Source organism: Tardiphaga sp. 839_C3_N1_4 (genome assembly GCF_051811045.1).
GTDB lineage: Bacteria > Pseudomonadota > Alphaproteobacteria > Rhizobiales > Xanthobacteraceae > Tardiphaga.
The window spans coordinates 556,985-572,600 of the sequence record NZ_JBPWQD010000001.1 but is presented as its reverse complement, the minus strand read 5'-3'; the positions used below and the strand labels follow the sequence as shown (position 1 = coordinate 572,600).

Here is a 15,616-nt window from a genome sequence, read left to right as displayed (position 1 = left end):
GCCGGTCAGACGGCTTCCGGGTATCACTTTTCAGGGGACGCACGCAATGCTGCGAAACGACACGACATCTGACCGCTTTCGCCTTGCGCTCGCAGCGCTGTTGTTCGCAACGCTGCCCTTCGCAGCGCACGCGCAGACACCCGTCTGGCCGCCCAAGCTGGTGCGCATCATCGTGCCATTCGGCGCCGGCGCGAGCCCGGACATCGTCGGCCGCGTGCTCGCCGACAGTCTGCAGGCGCGGCATCCCGGCACCAATTTCGTGGTGGAGAATAAGCCCGGCGCCTCCGGCAATATCGGCACCGACGCCATCGCCAAATCCACGCCTGACGGTTCGACCATCGGCATCTCGCTCGGCGGCCCGCTCGCCATCAACACGCTGCTGTTTGCCAAGCTGTCCTACAATCCCGACACCGACATCGCGCCGATCACTTTGCTGACGCAGCTCCCGAGCGTGCTCGCGGTGCCGACCAGCCTCGGCGTCAATACGGTCGCGGAATTCCTCGCCAAGGCCAAAGCCGATCCGAAGGGCCTCGGCTACGGCTCCATCGGCGTCGGCACGCTGTCGCAGCTCTGCATGGAAGCGATCGCGCAGAAGGCCGGCGCCAACATGGTGCACATCCCCTACCCGTCGTCCCCCGCAGCAACCACCGCGCTGATCCGCGGCGATGTGCAGGTCGCGTGCCTCCCCGCCATCGGCGTGACGCCGCAGCTCGCCACCGGCGCCGTGAAGATCCTCGCCGTCACCACCGCGAAGCGTTCGCCGTTCCTGCCGGATGTGCCGACGCTCACCGAGAGCGGCATCGACGTGCAGTCCGACGCGTGGAATGCGCTGGTCGGTCCGGGCGGGCTGTCGAAGGATGTGGTGGCGACGATCAATGCCGAAGTGACGCAGACACTGGCCGAGCCGGCCGTGATCGAGAAGCTGAAGCTGCAGCTCATCACGCCGTCACCGACCACGCCGGATCAGCTCCGCAAGCGCATGGCCGACGAGAAGGCACTGTGGGCGGAGGTCATCAAGGCGGCGAAGATCAGGATCGATTGAGGGACGTCCTAACCTCTCCCCGCCCCGCGCGAAGCCAAGCTTCGCTAGGCGGGGCGAGGTAAGAAAGACCCTCACACGAACCGGCAGTTTCGCGCGGTTTGCGCCATACCGGACGACGACGAGGTCGGAAGGCTGTAGCTCGCCTCGCTCGGCGTTTGGCCGCGTGCGGGGATGATCACCGTGCCGTGGTCCTTCACCGAGCCCTTGGCGTTGGTGACCGTGACGTCGATGCCGCAGGCGATCTTGCGGGCGCAGTTGTTCTCGAAATCCATCTTGAACGAATACTTGCCGTTGTCCTGCCAGAACCCGACATACTTGTCGCCGACGCAGGCCTTGGCTTCCTCGGTCCAGTTGTCGGGCTCGGGCCAGAACAACAGCGCGCTGCCGCCGGTGAGCGCACCGACGGCGCCAACAATCGTCGCAATCAATACGAACCTGCGTCCAAACATCGCCGCCTCCGAAGTGGTTTCCCCTTCGTCGCGGCGACAGACGCAGCGGTTCACGCCATACGCTACTTCCCAGACTGCTTCTGCAGCTCCCGGTTATCGACATAGCGGATCATGATCGGCCGGCCGGCGATCGCGCCGCCGAGGCCCTTGGTCAGCTTAAGCGGCAGGCAGCCATCGAGCGAACCGTCGATGGCCTTGAGATAGGTGCCGCGCGCGTCCTGCGGCGCATCCTTGCTCGCGAATGTTACGCGCGGCGGCGCAATCGGCCTGCCCGCCGTGTTGAACGAGAACATCACCGACATCTGCATGCCCTCACGCGCAACGTCCGTCGCGGGCGGCGACCAGCACGACCGCAAGGCTGCGAACAGGTCGCCGATCGTATCGAGATCGTGATCGGGCCGGCGGTAGAGAGCTTGCTGATCGCCCGGCGGCACGCTTAGCACCGTGACCTGCAGGTTTTGGCCGATCGGATAATCGATTTCGGGAATGCACGGCCCATGATCGAACACGCTGCAGGTTGACGGTGTGCATGGCTCGCCATCGAGCACGCTGCACGGCCTATGCGAAAAAGGCACTGCATCACCGGCGCGGAGCCGCCGCGCCTCCGCCTGGCCGGCGAATGCCACCAGAACGCCGGCGATCAACAGCAACGTGAGGTTCCGTGTCATTCGGACACCCTTGCAAATGCGCCCTCACCTGAAATGATACAGGCGTGTGGCGTCATCAAGATCGGGATGGGTCACAACCGCACGAGCACACCAACAAACGGAACGCCGGCCGAACGACCGATTGCAGACATTGTTGTGCCTGCGCGCAGCCCGGCACCACACGTCGTCATCATCACACCCCAACCTCAGGAGACCGACATGAGCAGTCCCCAGGTGCATCGTGATACTTCCGTCACCATGAAGCTCGAAATCGTCGTCATTCCCGTGTCGAATGTCGATACGGCCAAGAGTTTTTACGCAAACCTCGGCTGGAGGCTCGACGCCGACTTCGTGGTCGGCGACGACTATCGCGTGATCCAGTTCACGCCGCCGGGGTCGGGTTGCTCGGTCATCTTCGGCAAGAACGTCACTGCCGCAACGCCCGGTTCGGCGCAGGGTCTGTATCTGATCGTCTCCGACATCGACGCGGCCCGTGCGGACCTGCTCGGCCGCGGCGTCAAGGTGAGCGACGCGTTCCACGCCGGAGATGTCAATGTCGGGCCGGATGAGCCCTATTTGTTCGGGCGACTTCGGGTGAATGGCCCGGATCCCGCGCGCACCAGCTATCGCTCCTTCTCATCATTCAGCGACCCGGACGGCAACGGCTGGCTGTTTCAGGAGATCACCGCGCGACTGCCCGGCCGTGTCGATGCGAGTGCCACGACGTTCAACTCCTCTGCTGACCTTGCAGCCGCCTTGCGACGGGCGGCGGCCGCGCATGGTGAGCACGAGAAGCGCACTGGCGGCCAGCATGACGAGAACTGGCCGGACTGGTATGCCGACTATATCGTGCGTGAGCAGAGCGGCGAGTCGTTGCCGACATAGCGGCCGCCTCGCACGGCCCATGGAATACATCGCAACTGAATCGTCTGACGCAAAGCTGGATAACCCCACCCTATCTTTGCCGAACCGAACTCGACGTCAGAGGCGGGCACTGTCCTGGCTCTGCAACTGCGGGAGCGCGTATCCGGATCCGGCGACAGGCGCGTCGGCGGAGGCGCTCGATAGCGCATGGGAGATCGTGCGGTTGCGGCCGGTCCGCTTCGCTTCGTAAAGTCGCCCATCGACCCGCTTGTACAGGCTCTGCCAGCTATCTCCCGGCCGCAGCGTCCCCACGCCGAAGCTCGCAGTGACCTGCCTCGCTCCCCCCGGGACCGCAAAGCTGTTCTGCTCGATCGCGATCCTCAACCGTTCGGCATAATCAACCGCTTCCTGTTCGTCCGTATCCGGAAGGAATACCGCAAATTCCTCGCCGCCCAGCCGCCCGACGATGTCGCGTTTGCGCGACGCGTTGCGCAGCATGCGCCCCACCTCCCCAAGGACATCGTCTCCGACGTCATGACCGAGGGTGTCGTTGATGCTCTTGAAGTTGTCGATGTCGCACAAGGCGAGCGCAGCACGGCTCGGTCCGTGTTTGCGCAGATGGGCGGATACCCGTTCCTGAAAGCCGCGCCGGTTCAGAATGCCGGTCAACAGATCGAGATCGCGTTCGCGACGGAGATCGTCGATCATGTCGGACACCGCCGCGGCGAGGATGGCCAGCGCCAGGCCGGCGCCGAGCACGGCGAGCGAAAGCTGGAGTGCTTGCCAGAACATCGAATTGGCGAAAGCGGTTCTGTCGACCGGCATGGAAAATCCGACCGTGAGCAGGGTTCGCGGAAAAAAGTGCACCCCAAACAGCAACAGCACCCAGAACAGAGCCCGGTCGACAGTCCGCCCGCGCGCCAAAGCGGTGAGCCGCCACGCTGCGATCACCATCAGGAGGCCGTAGCCGAAATTCTGGATGTAGACCCGGGCGACGAGATTACGGTCGATATAAAAGAAATAGGCGAATAGCAGGACGAAGACGGCCAGGATCGCCATATCGATGATTGGGCCGAACGGCTTGCCCGAACGCAGCAGGATGCCCTCCACGGCGGCGATCACCGCTGACGTGTAAAGCGCGCCCGAGACGATGGCGTTGGGCCCCGCGCCGGGCGGCCAACTCAAAATCTGCGACATCGCACCGAGGGCAAACAGGACGCACGCGCCGGCCAGCAACAGCAGGTAGTTGCGCTTCTTCTCGACGAGCCACGCGCAGACGAAGGCAGCTCCGAAGACGAACAATATTCCCGGTGTTATCAGTTGGAGCGTAGTCTTGACGATGACCCCATCCATCTCGCTCAAACTTTCCAATAGGCCAGGCCGTCGTGATGCACGACCCGGGCATCAGTGCCTCGTAGCCAAAGAACACTATCAAATTTGACCGGAAATGCCTCAAATGCGAGTCGATTGACGGGAACGGGGTTCCTCACGCCCCGACGTCAGACGCCGCGAATGCATCGTCAGCCGCCTGGCTCACAAGGGAAGATGGATGCCCGGGTCATCTCGCGAAGCCGCGCTTCGCGAGGCCAAGACGTGGAGAGAGTTTATCGCTCAATTCATACGTCATACGCGGGCTTGACCCGCGTACCCATCTTCCCCGACAAAGCCTCAACACACAATAAGCAGCGCCGTTGCGCGCTCATCAAAACAAGACCGTTCACAACTGCACGAACAAACCGCGGAGGAACTGCCAGCCATGACCACACCCAAGACACCGACGCATCCGTTCGAGCGCAGCCATTCTATTGTGATCGCGGCTGCGCCCGAAGCCGTGTTCGATTACGTCACCAATCCGAAATCATGGCCGCAATGGCTGCCCTCCTCGCACGACATCGAGTGCGAGGATCGCCCGATGCGCTTCGGCGACACGTTTCACGAACACTGGTCGACGCGGTCGGGCCCGGTCGCGCTGGACTGGCTGGTAATCGCCTGCGAGCGTCCGCGACTCTGGATCGGCCTGACGCATATGAGCGTCACCGGCCCAATCGTCGTGCAATATGTGTGCGATGTGGTGGATGGCGGGACGAAGTTCACCCGCACGGTACGCAATCCGGCACGGCCGAAGGCACCGACCGCGGAGATGATTGCGCGGATCGATGAGGAAGCGGAGTTGGGGCTGGCGAATATCAAGAGGATCGTGGAATTCGGCACCTGAGGCTGCGGCCTGAAGGCCGCACAAACTTCATATCCACTTCAAAACAACTATGTTGGGGCAGCGACCGATTGGGTTGCTTCATCCCACAAGATTTGCTGACACGCCTAGCGCGCAGGAATCTTTCTTTAAGAGTTCAGCGATACGGTTCACTCAAGCGGTTCATGTATTGCGTACCGCTAGCAGGTCAAGATCCGCCGGAGCGACCCGGCGGATCGTCCTGGCTCTGTCGGGAGACAGCTGCATCGGCCTACGAAAGGCCGAGGTCCAACGCGTCGTCCCTCACCCCTGCTTCTTCACGTCCTTGATGTCCGAGAACACAATCCCTTCGGCGCGCTCCTTCGTATAGTTCAGATAGAAGTCGTTCTTCGCCAGGAACACCGGATCGCCGTCGACGTCATCCGCGACGCCGGAGTTGTTGTTGGACATGAAGGCCTCAAGCTTCTTCTTGTCCTCCGACGAGATCCAGCGCGCCAGCGAGAATTCCGAGACTTCAAAACTCACGGGCAACTGATATTCCGCATCGAGCCGCGCCTTCAGCACGTCGAGCTGCAGCGGGCCGACGACACCGACCAAAGCCGGCGCGCCGTCGCGCGGGCGGAACACCTGGACGACGCCCTCTTCCGACATCTGCTGCAAAGCTTCCTTCAGCTTCTTCGCCTTCATCGCATCGCCGAGACGCACACGTCTCACGATTTCAGGCGCGAAGGACGGCACGCCGATGAAGGTGATGTCCTCGCCATCGGTCAGCGTGTCGCCGATCCGCAGCGTGCCGTGATTGGGAATGCCGACCACGTCGCCGGCATAGGCCTCGTCTGCAATGGCGCGGTCCTGGGCGAAGAAGAACTGCGGCGACGACAACGACATGTTCTTGCCGGTGCGCACCAGCTTGGCTTTCATGCCGCGCGTGAGCTTGCCGGAGCACAGCCGCGCAAACGCAATGCGATCGCGATGGTTGGGATCCATGTTCGCCTGGATCTTGAACACGAAGGCAGACATCCGGAGCTCGTCGGCCTCGACCTTGCGCAAATTAGATTCCTGCGCGCGCGGCGATGGCGCAAACCGTCCGAGACCTTCGAGCAGATCGCCGACGCCGAAATTGCGCAGCGCACTGCCGAAATAGACCGGCGTCATATGGCCCTCGCGGAACGACTGCAGATCGAACGGTTTCGAGGCTTCCTTCACCAGCGACAGTTCTTCGGTGATCTCGTTGACATCGAGATTGGCATTGCGCCCGGCGAGATCGGCAATCGCAATCTTCTCGGCTGCGCCGGTCTTGGCGCCGCCGCCCTCTAACAGGCGGATGCCACCGGTCTCGATATCATAAGTGCCCATGAAATCGCGGCCGCGGCCGACCGGCCAGTTGATCGGCGTGGTGTCGAGCGCCAGCGTCTTCTCGATCTCGTCCAGGAGATCGAACACATCGCGGCTCTCGCGGTCCATCTTGTTGACGAAGGTGATGATCGGGATGTCGCGGAGACGACAAACCTCGATCAGCTTCAGCGTCCGCGCCTCGATGCCCTTCGCGGCGTCGATCACCATCACGGCAGAGTCGACCGCGGTGAGCGTGCGATAGGTGTCCTCCGAGAAGTCTTCATGGCCCGGCGTGTCGAGCAGGTTGAAGACGTGGCCCTGGAATTCGAAGGTCATCACCGAGGTGACGACGGAGATGCCGCGGTCGCGCTCGATCTTCATCCAGTCAGAACGCGTGTTGCGGCGCTCGCCCTTGGCCTTGACCTGGCCGGCGAGATTGATGGCGCCGCCGAACAGCAGCAGCTTTTCGGTCAGCGTGGTCTTGCCGGCGTCAGGATGCGAGATGATCGCGAAAGTGCGGCGGCGGGCGACCTCAGTGGCAAGCGGGGAACGCGCGGCTGAGTCGGCGGAAAGGGCGATATCGGACATAAACGTGCCTGTGGCAGGGAAAACGGGCGCAATCAAGGGATTTTGGGCGGGAAACTGGCCGAAGTGGCGACCATCGGCCGCGTTGCGATCCGGCTGCGTGGGTCCCATATAACCCCTGCGAGGACGACCTCCAAATCATCATCATCCGGCAAAGGGAAACCTTTGCTTGCAGGGACGGCCCTGTACTTTCATCAGGAGGCCGTTCCATGGCTTGGTTGTTGCTGTTCATCGCGGGTTTGCTCGAAGTCGGCTGGGCCGTCGGGCTCAAATATACCGAAGGCTTCACCCGCCTCGTCCCCTCCGTCCTTACCTTGATCAGCATGACTGCGTCCGTCGGCATGCTCGCACTCGCCCTCAAGGAACTGCCGATGGGAACCGCCTATGCGGTGTGGACCGGCATCGGCGCGGTCGGCACCGCAGCGCTGGGCATGTACCTGTTCGGCGACCCAGCGACGGTGGCGCGGATCACCTGTATCGGGCTGATCGTGGCGGGCATTGCCGGGCTGAAGCTGGTGTCATGACCTGCGTCAGATAAAGCTCAGATGCAGCAGCTTCACGATCCACCAGGTCGCGGCGGCGACGATCGCCGCGGCCGGGATCGTGATCACCCAGGCATAGACGATCGAACTCGCCACGTTCCAGCGCACCGCTGACACACGACGTGCAGCACCGACGCCGACGATCGCGCCGGTGATGGTGTGGGTCGTGGAGACTGGCACGCCGAGGAATGTCGCTGCGAATAGCGTCGCCGCGCCGCCGGTTTCCGCGCAGAAGCCCTGCATCGGCGTGAGTTTGGTGATGCGCAGGCCCATGGTGCGGACGATGCGCCAGCCGCCCATCAGCGTGCCCAGGGCCATCGCCGCCTGACACGACAGCACGACCCAGAACGGCACCGAGAACTCGGTGCCGAGGTGGCCCTGCGAGTACAGCAGCACCGCGATGATGCCCATGGTTTTCTGCGCGTCGTTGCCGCCATGGCCGAGCGAATAGAGCGAGGCCGAGACGAACTGCAGAATGCGGAAGGCGCGGTCCACGGCGAAGGGTGTCGAGCGCACCGAGGCCCATGACACGATGGCCACCAGCACCAGCGCTAGCAGGAATCCCACCAGCGGCGACAGCACGATCGCCAGCAGCGCCTTGGACAGTCCGGTCCACAAGGCTGCCGAGAGTCCTGCCTTGGCGACGCCTGCCCCGAGCAAGCCACCAATCAGCGCATGCGACGAGCTCGAGGGAATGCCGAGGCCCCAGGTGATCACGTTCCAGACGATGGCGCCCATCAGGGCCGCAAAGATCACGGCGGGATCGATGACGCTCGGCTCGATGATCCCGGTGCCGATGGTGTTGGCGACATGCAGGCCGAACACCAGGAAGGCGATGAAGTTGAAGAATGCCGCCCACAGCACCGCATATTGCGGCCGCAGCACGCGCGTCGAGACGATCGTCGCGATCGAATTGGCAGCGTCATGCAGGCCGTTGAGAAAGTCGAACAGCAATGCGATGGCGATGAGGCCGATCAGCACCGGAAAGGCGAGCGTGGCGTCCACCTGATGGCCCTGCCTTATACTTGTTCGATGACGATGCTGTTGATCTCGTTCGCGACGTCGTCGAAGCGGTCGGCCACCTTTTCAAGGTGCTTGTAGATCTCGGCGCCGACCACGAAATCCATGGTGTTGGCGTCGCGATGCTTGAGAAAGAGCTCCTTGAGCCCGATGTCGTGCAGATCGTCGACGCGGCCTTCGAGCTTGCCGACTTCCTCGGTGATCGCGGTGAGCAGGCCGACATTGTCGCCGATGGCGCTCATCAGCGGCACGGCGCGACCGACAAGGTTGGCACACTCCACCAGCAGCGTGCCGATTTCGCGCATCGGCGGTTCGAACTGGCGCACCTCGAACAGCATCACGGCCTTGGCCGTCTGCTGCATCTGGTCGATGGAGTCGTCCATCGCGGTGATCAGGTTCTTAATGTCGACGCGGTCGAACGGCGTGATGAAAGTGCGGCGAACGGCGGTCAGCACCTCGCGGGTGATGGCGTCGGCGTCGTTCTCGAACTGGTTGACGCGCTGGCAGTAGACCGGCGTCTCGTCGCCGCCTTCCAGCATCCCCGCAAGCGCCTTGGAGCCCTCGACCACGGTCACTGAATGGCGGGCGAACAGGTCGAAAAACCTTTCCTCCCGGGGCAGAAAGGACCGGAACCAGCGCAGCATCATCTCATCCAACTGTCAGGAAAACGCAGCGACCGGACCGCCAGATGGCGGACATGGTCCCGCGGGGCCACCGCCGGGCGGCCCTGTGTCACACGGATGTCATAAAGCATTTCCGGTCAAGGCGGGCAATCGCGCACCTTTTAGACCCGGTCATCCACCGCTTTATGACAGCCTGCTTTTCCTGAGGCAGTGCCTGGATTTAGAGCGACCGCTTGAAGTAATGCGCGATTTCGCCAATCACGCCGCGGCGGAAGGTCAGCACGCAGACCACGAAGATCACGCCCTGGATCACCGTCACCCACTGGCCGAAGCCGGCGAGATATTGCTGCATGGCGATGATCACGAAGGCGCCCACCACCGGCCCGAACAGCGTGCCGAGACCGCCGACGAGAGTGATCAGCACGATTTCACCGGACATGCTCCAGTGCACGTCGGTGAGCGAGGCGTTCTGTGCCACGAACACCTTCAGCGCGCCGGCGAAGCCCGCCAGCGTGCCGGACAGGATATAGGCCAGGAGCTTATACTGGTCGGTCTTGTAGCCGAGCGACACCGCGCGCGGCTCGTTCTCGCGAATGGCCTTCAACACTTCGCCGAACGGCGAGTTGATAGCGCGGTAGATGATCAGGAAGCCCAGCGTGAAGCCGGCCAGGATCACGTAATACAGCGTGATCGGCTTCGAGAGATTGAACAGGCCGAACAGGATGCCCTGCGGAATGCCCTGGATACCGTCTTCACCATGGGTGAATGGCGTCTGCAGATAGACGAAGTACAGGAGCTGCGACAGCGCTAGCGTGATCATCGCGAAGTAAATGCCCTGACGACGAATGGCGATCAGGCCGGTGACGACGCTGAGCGCAGCGGCGGCGACGACACCGACGACGATGCCGAGTTCGGGCGTCAGGCCCCACACTTTCAGCGCATGCGCCGTGCAGTAGCCGGCGGTGCCCAGGAACATCGCGTGGCCGAAGGACAGCAGACCACCATAGCCGATCAGGAGGTTGAACGCACAGGCGAGTAGCGCGAAGCAGAGCGCCTGCATCACGAAGAACGGATAGACGCCGGTGAGCGGTACGACCAGCAACAGCGCGGTCATGATCGCAAAGGCGACCATCTCGTCTTTGACGGTGCGACGGGGTGACGGAATGGCGTTTTCAGTGATCGTTGTCATATCAGGCAGCCCGTCCCGTCAGTCCGGAAGGTTTCACAAGGAGCACCAGCACCATCAGCACGAAGACGACGGTGTTGGAGGCCTCGGGGTAAAAATACTTGGTCAGACCCTCAATGATTCCGAGGGCGAAACCGGTGATGATGGAGCCCATGATCGAACCCATGCCGCCGATCACAACGACCGCGAACACGACGATGATCAGGTCCGCGCCCATCAGCGGGCGCACCTGGTTGATCGGCGCCGACAACACGCCGGCGAGTGCCGCTAGACCGACGCCAAGACCGTAGGTCAGCGTGATCATCAGCGGCACGTTGATGCCGAAGGCGCGGACCAGCGTCGGGTTTTCGGTGGCAGCGCGCAGGTAGGCGCCGAGCCGCGTACGCTCGATCAGGAACCAGGTCGCGATACAAACCACCAGCGAGAAGATAACGACCCAGCCGCGATAGATCGGCAGGAACATGAAGCCGAGATTCATGCCGCCCTTCAGCGCATCCGGGATCGCGTAAGGCAGGCCCGACGAGCCGAAATAATTCTGGAACACGCCCTGGATGATCAGCGCCAGACCGAAAGTCAACAGCAGGCCATAGAGATGGTCGAGATTGGCGATCCATTTCAGCATGGTGCGTTCCATCACCATGCCGAACAGGCCGACCGCCAGCGGCGCTAGGATCAGCGCCGGCCAGTAGCCGATGCCGGCCAGATTGAGCAGAAAGTATGCCGCAAACGCGCCCATCATATAGACGGCGCCATGGGCGAAATTGATGATGTTCAGCATGCCGAAGATCACGGCGAGGCCGAGACTTAACAGCGCATAGAACGAGCCGTTGATGAGTCCGACCAGCAATTGCGCAGACAGGGCCTGTAGATTGATCGACATGTTGTTCTCAACTTTTATCGCAGGAAAGTCTTGGCCCGGCAGCGCGGCGCCGCCGGGCCAACGATCTTATTTCTTCAGCAGCGCGCAGGTGCTCTTCTCGATCGGTGTAAACGCCTGATCGGCTGGCACTGTACCGGCGAGCTTGTAGAAATCCCACGGCGCCTTCGATTCCGACGGCTTCTTCACTTCGAACAGATAGCCCGGGTGAATCTTGCGGCCATTGGCTTCGATCTTGCCCTGCCCGAACAGCGGATCGTCGGTCGGCAATTCCTTCATCTTGGCAACGATCTTCGCGCCATCATGCGGATTGCTGCCGAGCGCTTCCAGCGCCTTGAAGTAGTGGATCAGGCCCGCATACACGCCCGCCTGCACCATCGACGGCGGAGCGCCATTCTTCATGCGCGCCGCGAACTTCTTGGAGAAGTCGCGGGTCTTGTCGTTCAGGTCCCAGTAGAAAGTCTCGGTGAAGCTCAGTCCCTGCGCGGTTTCGAGACCGATCGCCTTGACGTCCGTGATAAACAGCAGCAATGCCGCGAGCTTCTGACCGCCCTTGGAGATGCCGAATTCAGCCGCCTGCTTGATCGAGTTTGTGGTGTCGCCGCCGGCATTGGCCAGGCCGATGACCTTGGCCTTCGACGACTGCGCCTGCAGCAGGAAGGAGGAGAAGTCCGCGGTGTTGAGCGGATGCTTGACGCCGCCGACCACCTTGCCGCCCGAGGATTTGACGACTTCCGAGGTATCGCGCTCAAGCGCTGCACCGAAGGCATAATCGGCAGTGAGGAAGAACCAGCTGTCGCCGCCGGCCTTGACCATCGCCTGCCCGGTCGAATGGGCGAGCATGTAGGTGTCGTAGGTCCAGTGCACGGTGTTCGGCGAACACTGCGCATTGGTAAGATCCGACGTCGCGGCGCCCGAATTGATGTAGACGCCGTTCTTCTCCTTGACGATGTTGTTCACCGCCAGTGCCACGCCGGAATTCGGCACGTCGACGATGGTGTCGACCTTGTCGACGTCGAACCACTGCCGCGCGATGTTGGAGCCGATATCCGGCTTGTTCTGGTGATCGCCGGAAATGATGTCGATCTTCCAGCCCTTGGCCATCAGACCGGAGTCCTCTGCCGCCATCTGCGCAGCCAGGGTTGAGCCCGGGCCGCCGAGATCGGCATAGAGACCGGACTGATCGCTGAGTGCGCCGATCTTGACGGTTTTGTCCTGCGCCATGGCGATGCCTGCCATGGCCAGCGAAAGCGCCGTGCCGAGAAGTGCGATTGAAATCTTGTTTTTCATGACTTCCTCTCAATGATTTGGACGACGGGCTTCTAAATTAGGTCTTCTTCAAAAGCGGACAAGCGCTCTTGTCGAGTGGCGTGAAGGCCTGATCGGCAGGGATCGTCGCCACCAGCTTGTAGTAGTCCCAGGGTCCCTTCGACTCCTCGGGCTTCTTGACCTCGAACAGATAGGCCGGGTGCAGCTTGCGGCCGTTCGGCTGAATGGTGCCCTTGCCGAAGATGATGTCGTCGGTCGGGGTCGCCTTCATCTTGTCGACGATCTTCAACCCGTCATGGGAGTTGCCGCCCATCGCATCCAGCGTCTTGAAGTAATGGATCAGCGACGAATACACGCCGGCCTGCACGGTGGTCGGCATGGCCTTGTTCTTCATGCGCTCCTGGAAGCGCTTGGAGAACGACCGCGTGCCGTCATTGAGGTCCCAGTAGAAGGTCTCGGTGAAGCTCAGTCCCTGCGCAACCGGCAGACCCAGGGCATGGACGTCCGAAATGAACATCAGCAGGCCAGCGAGTTTCTGGCCCCCCTTGATGATGCCGAATTCGGAGGCCTGCTTGATCGAGTTGATGGTGTCGCCACCGGCATTCGCCAGGCCGATGACCTTCGCCTTCGAGGTCTGCGCCTGCAACAGGAACGACGAGAAGTCCGCGGTGTTCAGCGGCGGCCGCACGCTGCCCAGCACCTTGCCGCCCATGGCGTTCACGGCGTTGGTAGTGTCGCGCTCAAGCGCCGTGCCGAAAGCATAATCCGCGGTCAGGAAGAACCAGGTATCGCCGCCGCTCTTGACCATCGCCGAGCCGGTGCCGTTGGCAAGCTGATAGGTGTCATAGGCCCAGTGAATGGTGTTGGGCGAGCACTGCGCATTGGAGAGATCGGACGTGCCGGAGCCGGAGTTCAGATAGACGCCGTTCTTTTCCTTGACGACGTTGTTGACGGCGAGACCGACAGAGGACGTCGGCACGTCAACGATCACGTCGACCTTGTCGCGGTCGAACCACTGGCGCACAATGTTGACGCCGATATCCGGCTTGTTCTGGTGGTCGCCGACCACGACCTCGATCTTCCACCCTTTGGCGGCAAGGCCGGAATCCTCGACGGCCATCTGCGCGGCCAGCGTCGAACCGACACCGGTTACGTCGGCGTAGAGGCCGGACTGGTCGTTCAACACGCCGATCTTGGCGGTCTTGTCCTGGGCGAACGCAAGCGAGCTTGCGCTCATCATCAGCGCAAAACCCAGCAGCGACGTCGAAACGGCTTTTTTCATTCTGTGCTTCCCTACCCGTATTGATGATTGTGTCTATCGTCGGACCGTTGGCTCGGTCCGTTATTCGATATTAGACGCCGAGATACGTATGCAGCTTGTCCATATTCGCCGACAGCTCCGAATTGGCGAAGCCGTCGATGATCTTGCCGTGCTCGACGATGTAGTAGCGATCCGCCACCGTGGCAGCGAAACGGAAGTTCTGTTCGACCAGCAGGATGGTGAAGCCTTCCGACTTCAGCCGCGCGATGGTGTGGCCGATCTGCTGGATGATGACAGGTGCGAGACCTTCGGTTGGCTCGTCCAGCATCAGGAAGCGCGCGCCGGTGCGCAGAATGCGGCCGATCGCCAGCATCTGCTGCTCACCGCCGGAGAGTTTTGTCCCCTGGCTATTGAGACGCTCTTTCAAGTTTGGAAACAGCTCGAAGATCTGATCAAGCGACAACCCGCCCGGCCGGATCGTCGGCGGCAGCATCAGGTTCTCCTTCACGTCGAGGCTGGAGAAGATGCCACGTTCTTCCGGACAGAATGCGATGCCCTGCTTCGCGATCTTGTCCGACGAGGTCTTGATGATCTCGTTGCCTTCGAACTTTATCGAGCCGGTGCGCTTGCCGATGATGCCCATGATGGACTTCAGCGTCGTGGTCTTACCGGCGCCGTTGCGACCGAGCAGCGTGACGACTTCGCCCGGCTTCACGTTGAAATTGATGCCGTGAAGAATGTGCGACTCGCCATACCAGGCTTCGAGATTCTCGATGCTGAGAATTGGATTGCCAGTTGCTGCAGTCGTTGCCGGTGCGGCCATTGTGATCTCAGCCATGCCCGGCTCCCAGATAAGCTTCCTTGACGCGCTCGTCCTTGGTCAGGTCGGCATAGCTGCCTTCCGCAAGAACCTTTCCGCGAGTCAGAACGGTAATGATGTCCGACAGATTGGACACGACGCTGAGGTTATGTTCGACCATCAGGATGGTATACTTCGCCGAGATGCGCTTGATCAGCGCGGCGATCTTGTCGATATCCTCGTGGCCCATGCCGGCCATCGGCTCGTCGAGCAGCATCATCTCGGGGTCGAGCGCCAGCGTGGTGGCGATCTCCAAGGCCCGCTTGCGGCCATAGGGCATTTCCACGGCGGGCGTATTGGCAAATTCGCTGAGGCCGACATCGTCGAGCAGTTCGGCCGCGCGTTGATTGTACTGATCCAGCACGCTCTTGGAGCGCCAGAAGTCGAACGACGATCCATGCTGACGCTGCAGTGCAACACGGACATTCTCCAGCGCCGTCAGATGCGGAAACACCGCGGAGATCTGGAACGAACGTACGAGGCCAAGGCGCGCCACGTCGGCGGGCGCCGTCGCGGTGATATCCTTGCCCTTGTAGAAAATCTGGCCGGCGGACGGCTGCATGAACTTGGTCAGCAGATTGAAACACGTCGTCTTGCCGGCGCCGTTAGGGCCGATCAATGCGTGAATGGTGCCGCGGCGAACTTTGAGACTGACATCGCGGACTGCGAAAAAGCCCGCAAATTCCTTGGTCAATCCGTTGGTTTCGAGAATGAACTCATCGGTCAAGCAAATTTCCCCCATCGACCTTCCCGGCGTGTGTCTCCGCCAGTGGCCAACTTTTTGCGCAGCCGCATTTCGGGGAAAACTGAAAGTCATCCCCGCGCGGCCACATCGAGTGGCGCGAATATGCCGTCAACGCGACGGC

General features: G+C 61.7%; 16 protein-coding genes. 4 read left to right on the top strand and 12 right to left on the bottom strand.

From position 1 onward, the window contains the following. Nucleotides 1-46 precede the first annotated feature (46 nt). A complete protein-coding gene (locus AB8A38_RS03055; protein ID WP_439084942.1) occupies nt 47-1,042 on the top strand; it encodes a Bug family tripartite tricarboxylate transporter substrate binding protein in 996 nt (331 codons plus the stop codon). 71 nt (nt 1,043-1,113) lie between these two features. Here the strand turns inward: AB8A38_RS03055 and AB8A38_RS03050 are convergent, their stop codons facing one another. Beyond that, nucleotides 1,114-1,491 carry a hypothetical protein gene (locus AB8A38_RS03050; RefSeq protein WP_439084941.1) on the bottom strand — a complete coding sequence of 126 codons (378 nt, stop codon included), beginning with the start codon at nt 1,489-1,491 and terminating at the stop codon, nt 1,114-1,116. Nucleotides 1,492-1,553: 62 nt separating this feature from the next. Then, nucleotides 1,554-2,159: a hypothetical protein gene (locus tag AB8A38_RS03045; protein ID WP_439084940.1), complete on the bottom strand. Its 606-nt coding sequence runs from the start codon at nt 2,157-2,159 to the stop codon at nt 1,554-1,556. A 198-nt stretch (nt 2,160-2,357) separates the two neighbouring features. Here AB8A38_RS03045 and AB8A38_RS03040 point away from each other — a divergent pair, with 198 nt between their 5' ends. Beyond that, nucleotides 2,358-3,023 (top strand): VOC family protein, encoded by a 666-nt coding sequence (locus AB8A38_RS03040; RefSeq protein ID WP_439084939.1) that lies wholly within the window; start codon nt 2,358-2,360, stop codon nt 3,021-3,023. A gap of 96 nt (nt 3,024-3,119) precedes the next feature. Here the strand turns inward: AB8A38_RS03040 and AB8A38_RS03035 are convergent, their stop codons facing one another. Then, nucleotides 3,120-4,355, bottom strand: coding sequence for a GGDEF domain-containing protein (locus AB8A38_RS03035; protein ID WP_439084938.1), 1,236 nt, complete (start codon nt 4,353-4,355; stop codon nt 3,120-3,122). 403 nt (nt 4,356-4,758) lie between these two features. On the opposite strand from AB8A38_RS03035, the gene AB8A38_RS03030 reads away from it, so the two are divergent. Next, a complete protein-coding gene (locus AB8A38_RS03030; protein ID WP_439084937.1) occupies nt 4,759-5,217 on the top strand; it encodes an SRPBCC family protein in 459 nt (152 codons plus the stop codon). A 279-nt stretch (nt 5,218-5,496) separates the two neighbouring features. Here AB8A38_RS03030 and AB8A38_RS03025 read toward each other — a convergent pair whose 3' ends face one another. Beyond that, nucleotides 5,497-7,116 (bottom strand): peptide chain release factor 3, encoded by a 1,620-nt coding sequence (locus AB8A38_RS03025; RefSeq protein WP_439084936.1) that lies wholly within the window; start codon nt 7,114-7,116, stop codon nt 5,497-5,499. Nucleotides 7,117-7,322: 206 nt separating this feature from the next. On the opposite strand from AB8A38_RS03025, the gene sugE reads away from it, so the two are divergent. After that, nucleotides 7,323-7,637, top strand: a complete 315-nt coding sequence (gene sugE / locus AB8A38_RS03020; RefSeq protein WP_068731015.1) for a quaternary ammonium compound efflux SMR transporter SugE — start codon at nt 7,323-7,325, stop codon at nt 7,635-7,637. Nucleotides 7,638-7,643: 6 nt separating this feature from the next. Here sugE and AB8A38_RS03015 read toward each other — a convergent pair whose 3' ends face one another. The 8 genes from AB8A38_RS03015 to AB8A38_RS02980 form a co-directional block, all read right to left on the bottom strand. Continuing rightward, nucleotides 7,644-8,660: an inorganic phosphate transporter gene (locus AB8A38_RS03015; protein ID WP_089263901.1), complete on the bottom strand. Its 1,017-nt coding sequence runs from the start codon at nt 8,658-8,660 to the stop codon at nt 7,644-7,646. A 14-nt stretch (nt 8,661-8,674) separates the two neighbouring features. Further along, on the bottom strand, nt 8,675-9,319 hold the full coding sequence (locus tag AB8A38_RS03010) for a DUF47 domain-containing protein (protein ID WP_089264630.1): 645 nt from the start codon (nt 9,317-9,319) through the stop codon (nt 8,675-8,677). A gap of 199 nt (nt 9,320-9,518) precedes the next feature. After that, nucleotides 9,519-10,487: a branched-chain amino acid ABC transporter permease gene (locus tag AB8A38_RS03005; RefSeq protein WP_439084935.1), complete on the bottom strand. Its 969-nt coding sequence runs from the start codon at nt 10,485-10,487 to the stop codon at nt 9,519-9,521. Nucleotide 10,488: 1 nt separating this feature from the next. Beyond that, the gene (locus AB8A38_RS03000; RefSeq protein ID WP_089263899.1) at nt 10,489-11,364 is read right to left on the bottom strand and encodes a branched-chain amino acid ABC transporter permease; all 876 of its coding nucleotides are present in this window, start codon (nt 11,362-11,364) and stop codon (nt 10,489-10,491) included. 66 nt (nt 11,365-11,430) lie between these two features. Beyond that, entirely contained in the window at nt 11,431-12,651 is a 1,221-nt protein-coding gene (locus AB8A38_RS02995) for an ABC transporter substrate-binding protein (protein WP_439084934.1), read from the bottom strand. 37 nt (nt 12,652-12,688) lie between these two features. Beyond that, a complete protein-coding gene (locus AB8A38_RS02990; protein ID WP_439084933.1) occupies nt 12,689-13,912 on the bottom strand; it encodes an ABC transporter substrate-binding protein in 1,224 nt (407 codons plus the stop codon). A 70-nt stretch (nt 13,913-13,982) separates the two neighbouring features. Continuing rightward, a complete protein-coding gene (locus tag AB8A38_RS02985) occupies nt 13,983-14,729 on the bottom strand; it encodes an ABC transporter ATP-binding protein (protein WP_089263896.1) in 747 nt (248 codons plus the stop codon). After that, nucleotides 14,722-15,477: an ABC transporter ATP-binding protein gene (locus AB8A38_RS02980; protein ID WP_089263895.1), complete on the bottom strand. Its 756-nt coding sequence runs from the start codon at nt 15,475-15,477 to the stop codon at nt 14,722-14,724. Before AB8A38_RS02980 ends, AB8A38_RS02985 begins: the two co-directional genes overlap by 8 nt. Between the last annotated feature and the right edge of the window lie 139 nt (nt 15,478-15,616).

What these genes read in the sequence shown, in the direction of transcription:
- AB8A38_RS03055 (WP_439084942.1), top strand. Translation starts at nt 47, where the DNA reads ATGCTGCGAAACGACACGACATCTGACCGCTTTCGCCTTGCGCTCGCA.
- AB8A38_RS03050 (WP_439084941.1), bottom strand. Translation starts at nt 1,491, where the DNA reads ATGTTTGGACGCAGGTTCGTATTGATTGCGACGATTGTTGGCGCCGTC.
- AB8A38_RS03045 (WP_439084940.1), bottom strand. Translation starts at nt 2,159, where the DNA reads ATGACACGGAACCTCACGTTGCTGTTGATCGCCGGCGTTCTGGTGGCA.
- AB8A38_RS03040 (WP_439084939.1), top strand. Translation starts at nt 2,358, where the DNA reads ATGAGCAGTCCCCAGGTGCATCGTGATACTTCCGTCACCATGAAGCTC.
- AB8A38_RS03035 (WP_439084938.1), bottom strand. Translation starts at nt 4,355, where the DNA reads ATGGATGGGGTCATCGTCAAGACTACGCTCCAACTGATAACACCGGGA.
- AB8A38_RS03030 (WP_439084937.1), top strand. Translation starts at nt 4,759, where the DNA reads ATGACCACACCCAAGACACCGACGCATCCGTTCGAGCGCAGCCATTCT.
- AB8A38_RS03025 (WP_439084936.1), bottom strand. Translation starts at nt 7,116, where the DNA reads ATGTCCGATATCGCCCTTTCCGCCGACTCAGCCGCGCGTTCCCCGCTT.
- sugE (WP_068731015.1), top strand. Translation starts at nt 7,323, where the DNA reads ATGGCTTGGTTGTTGCTGTTCATCGCGGGTTTGCTCGAAGTCGGCTGG.
- AB8A38_RS03010 (WP_089264630.1), bottom strand. Translation starts at nt 9,319, where the DNA reads ATGCTGCGCTGGTTCCGGTCCTTTCTGCCCCGGGAGGAAAGGTTTTTC.
- AB8A38_RS03005 (WP_439084935.1), bottom strand. Translation starts at nt 10,487, where the DNA reads ATGACAACGATCACTGAAAACGCCATTCCGTCACCCCGTCGCACCGTC.
- AB8A38_RS03000 (WP_089263899.1), bottom strand. Translation starts at nt 11,364, where the DNA reads ATGTCGATCAATCTACAGGCCCTGTCTGCGCAATTGCTGGTCGGACTC.
- AB8A38_RS02995 (WP_439084934.1), bottom strand. Translation starts at nt 12,651, where the DNA reads ATGAAAAACAAGATTTCAATCGCACTTCTCGGCACGGCGCTTTCGCTG.
- AB8A38_RS02990 (WP_439084933.1), bottom strand. Translation starts at nt 13,912, where the DNA reads ATGAAAAAAGCCGTTTCGACGTCGCTGCTGGGTTTTGCGCTGATGATG.
- AB8A38_RS02985 (WP_089263896.1), bottom strand. Translation starts at nt 14,729, where the DNA reads ATGGCTGAGATCACAATGGCCGCACCGGCAACGACTGCAGCAACTGGC.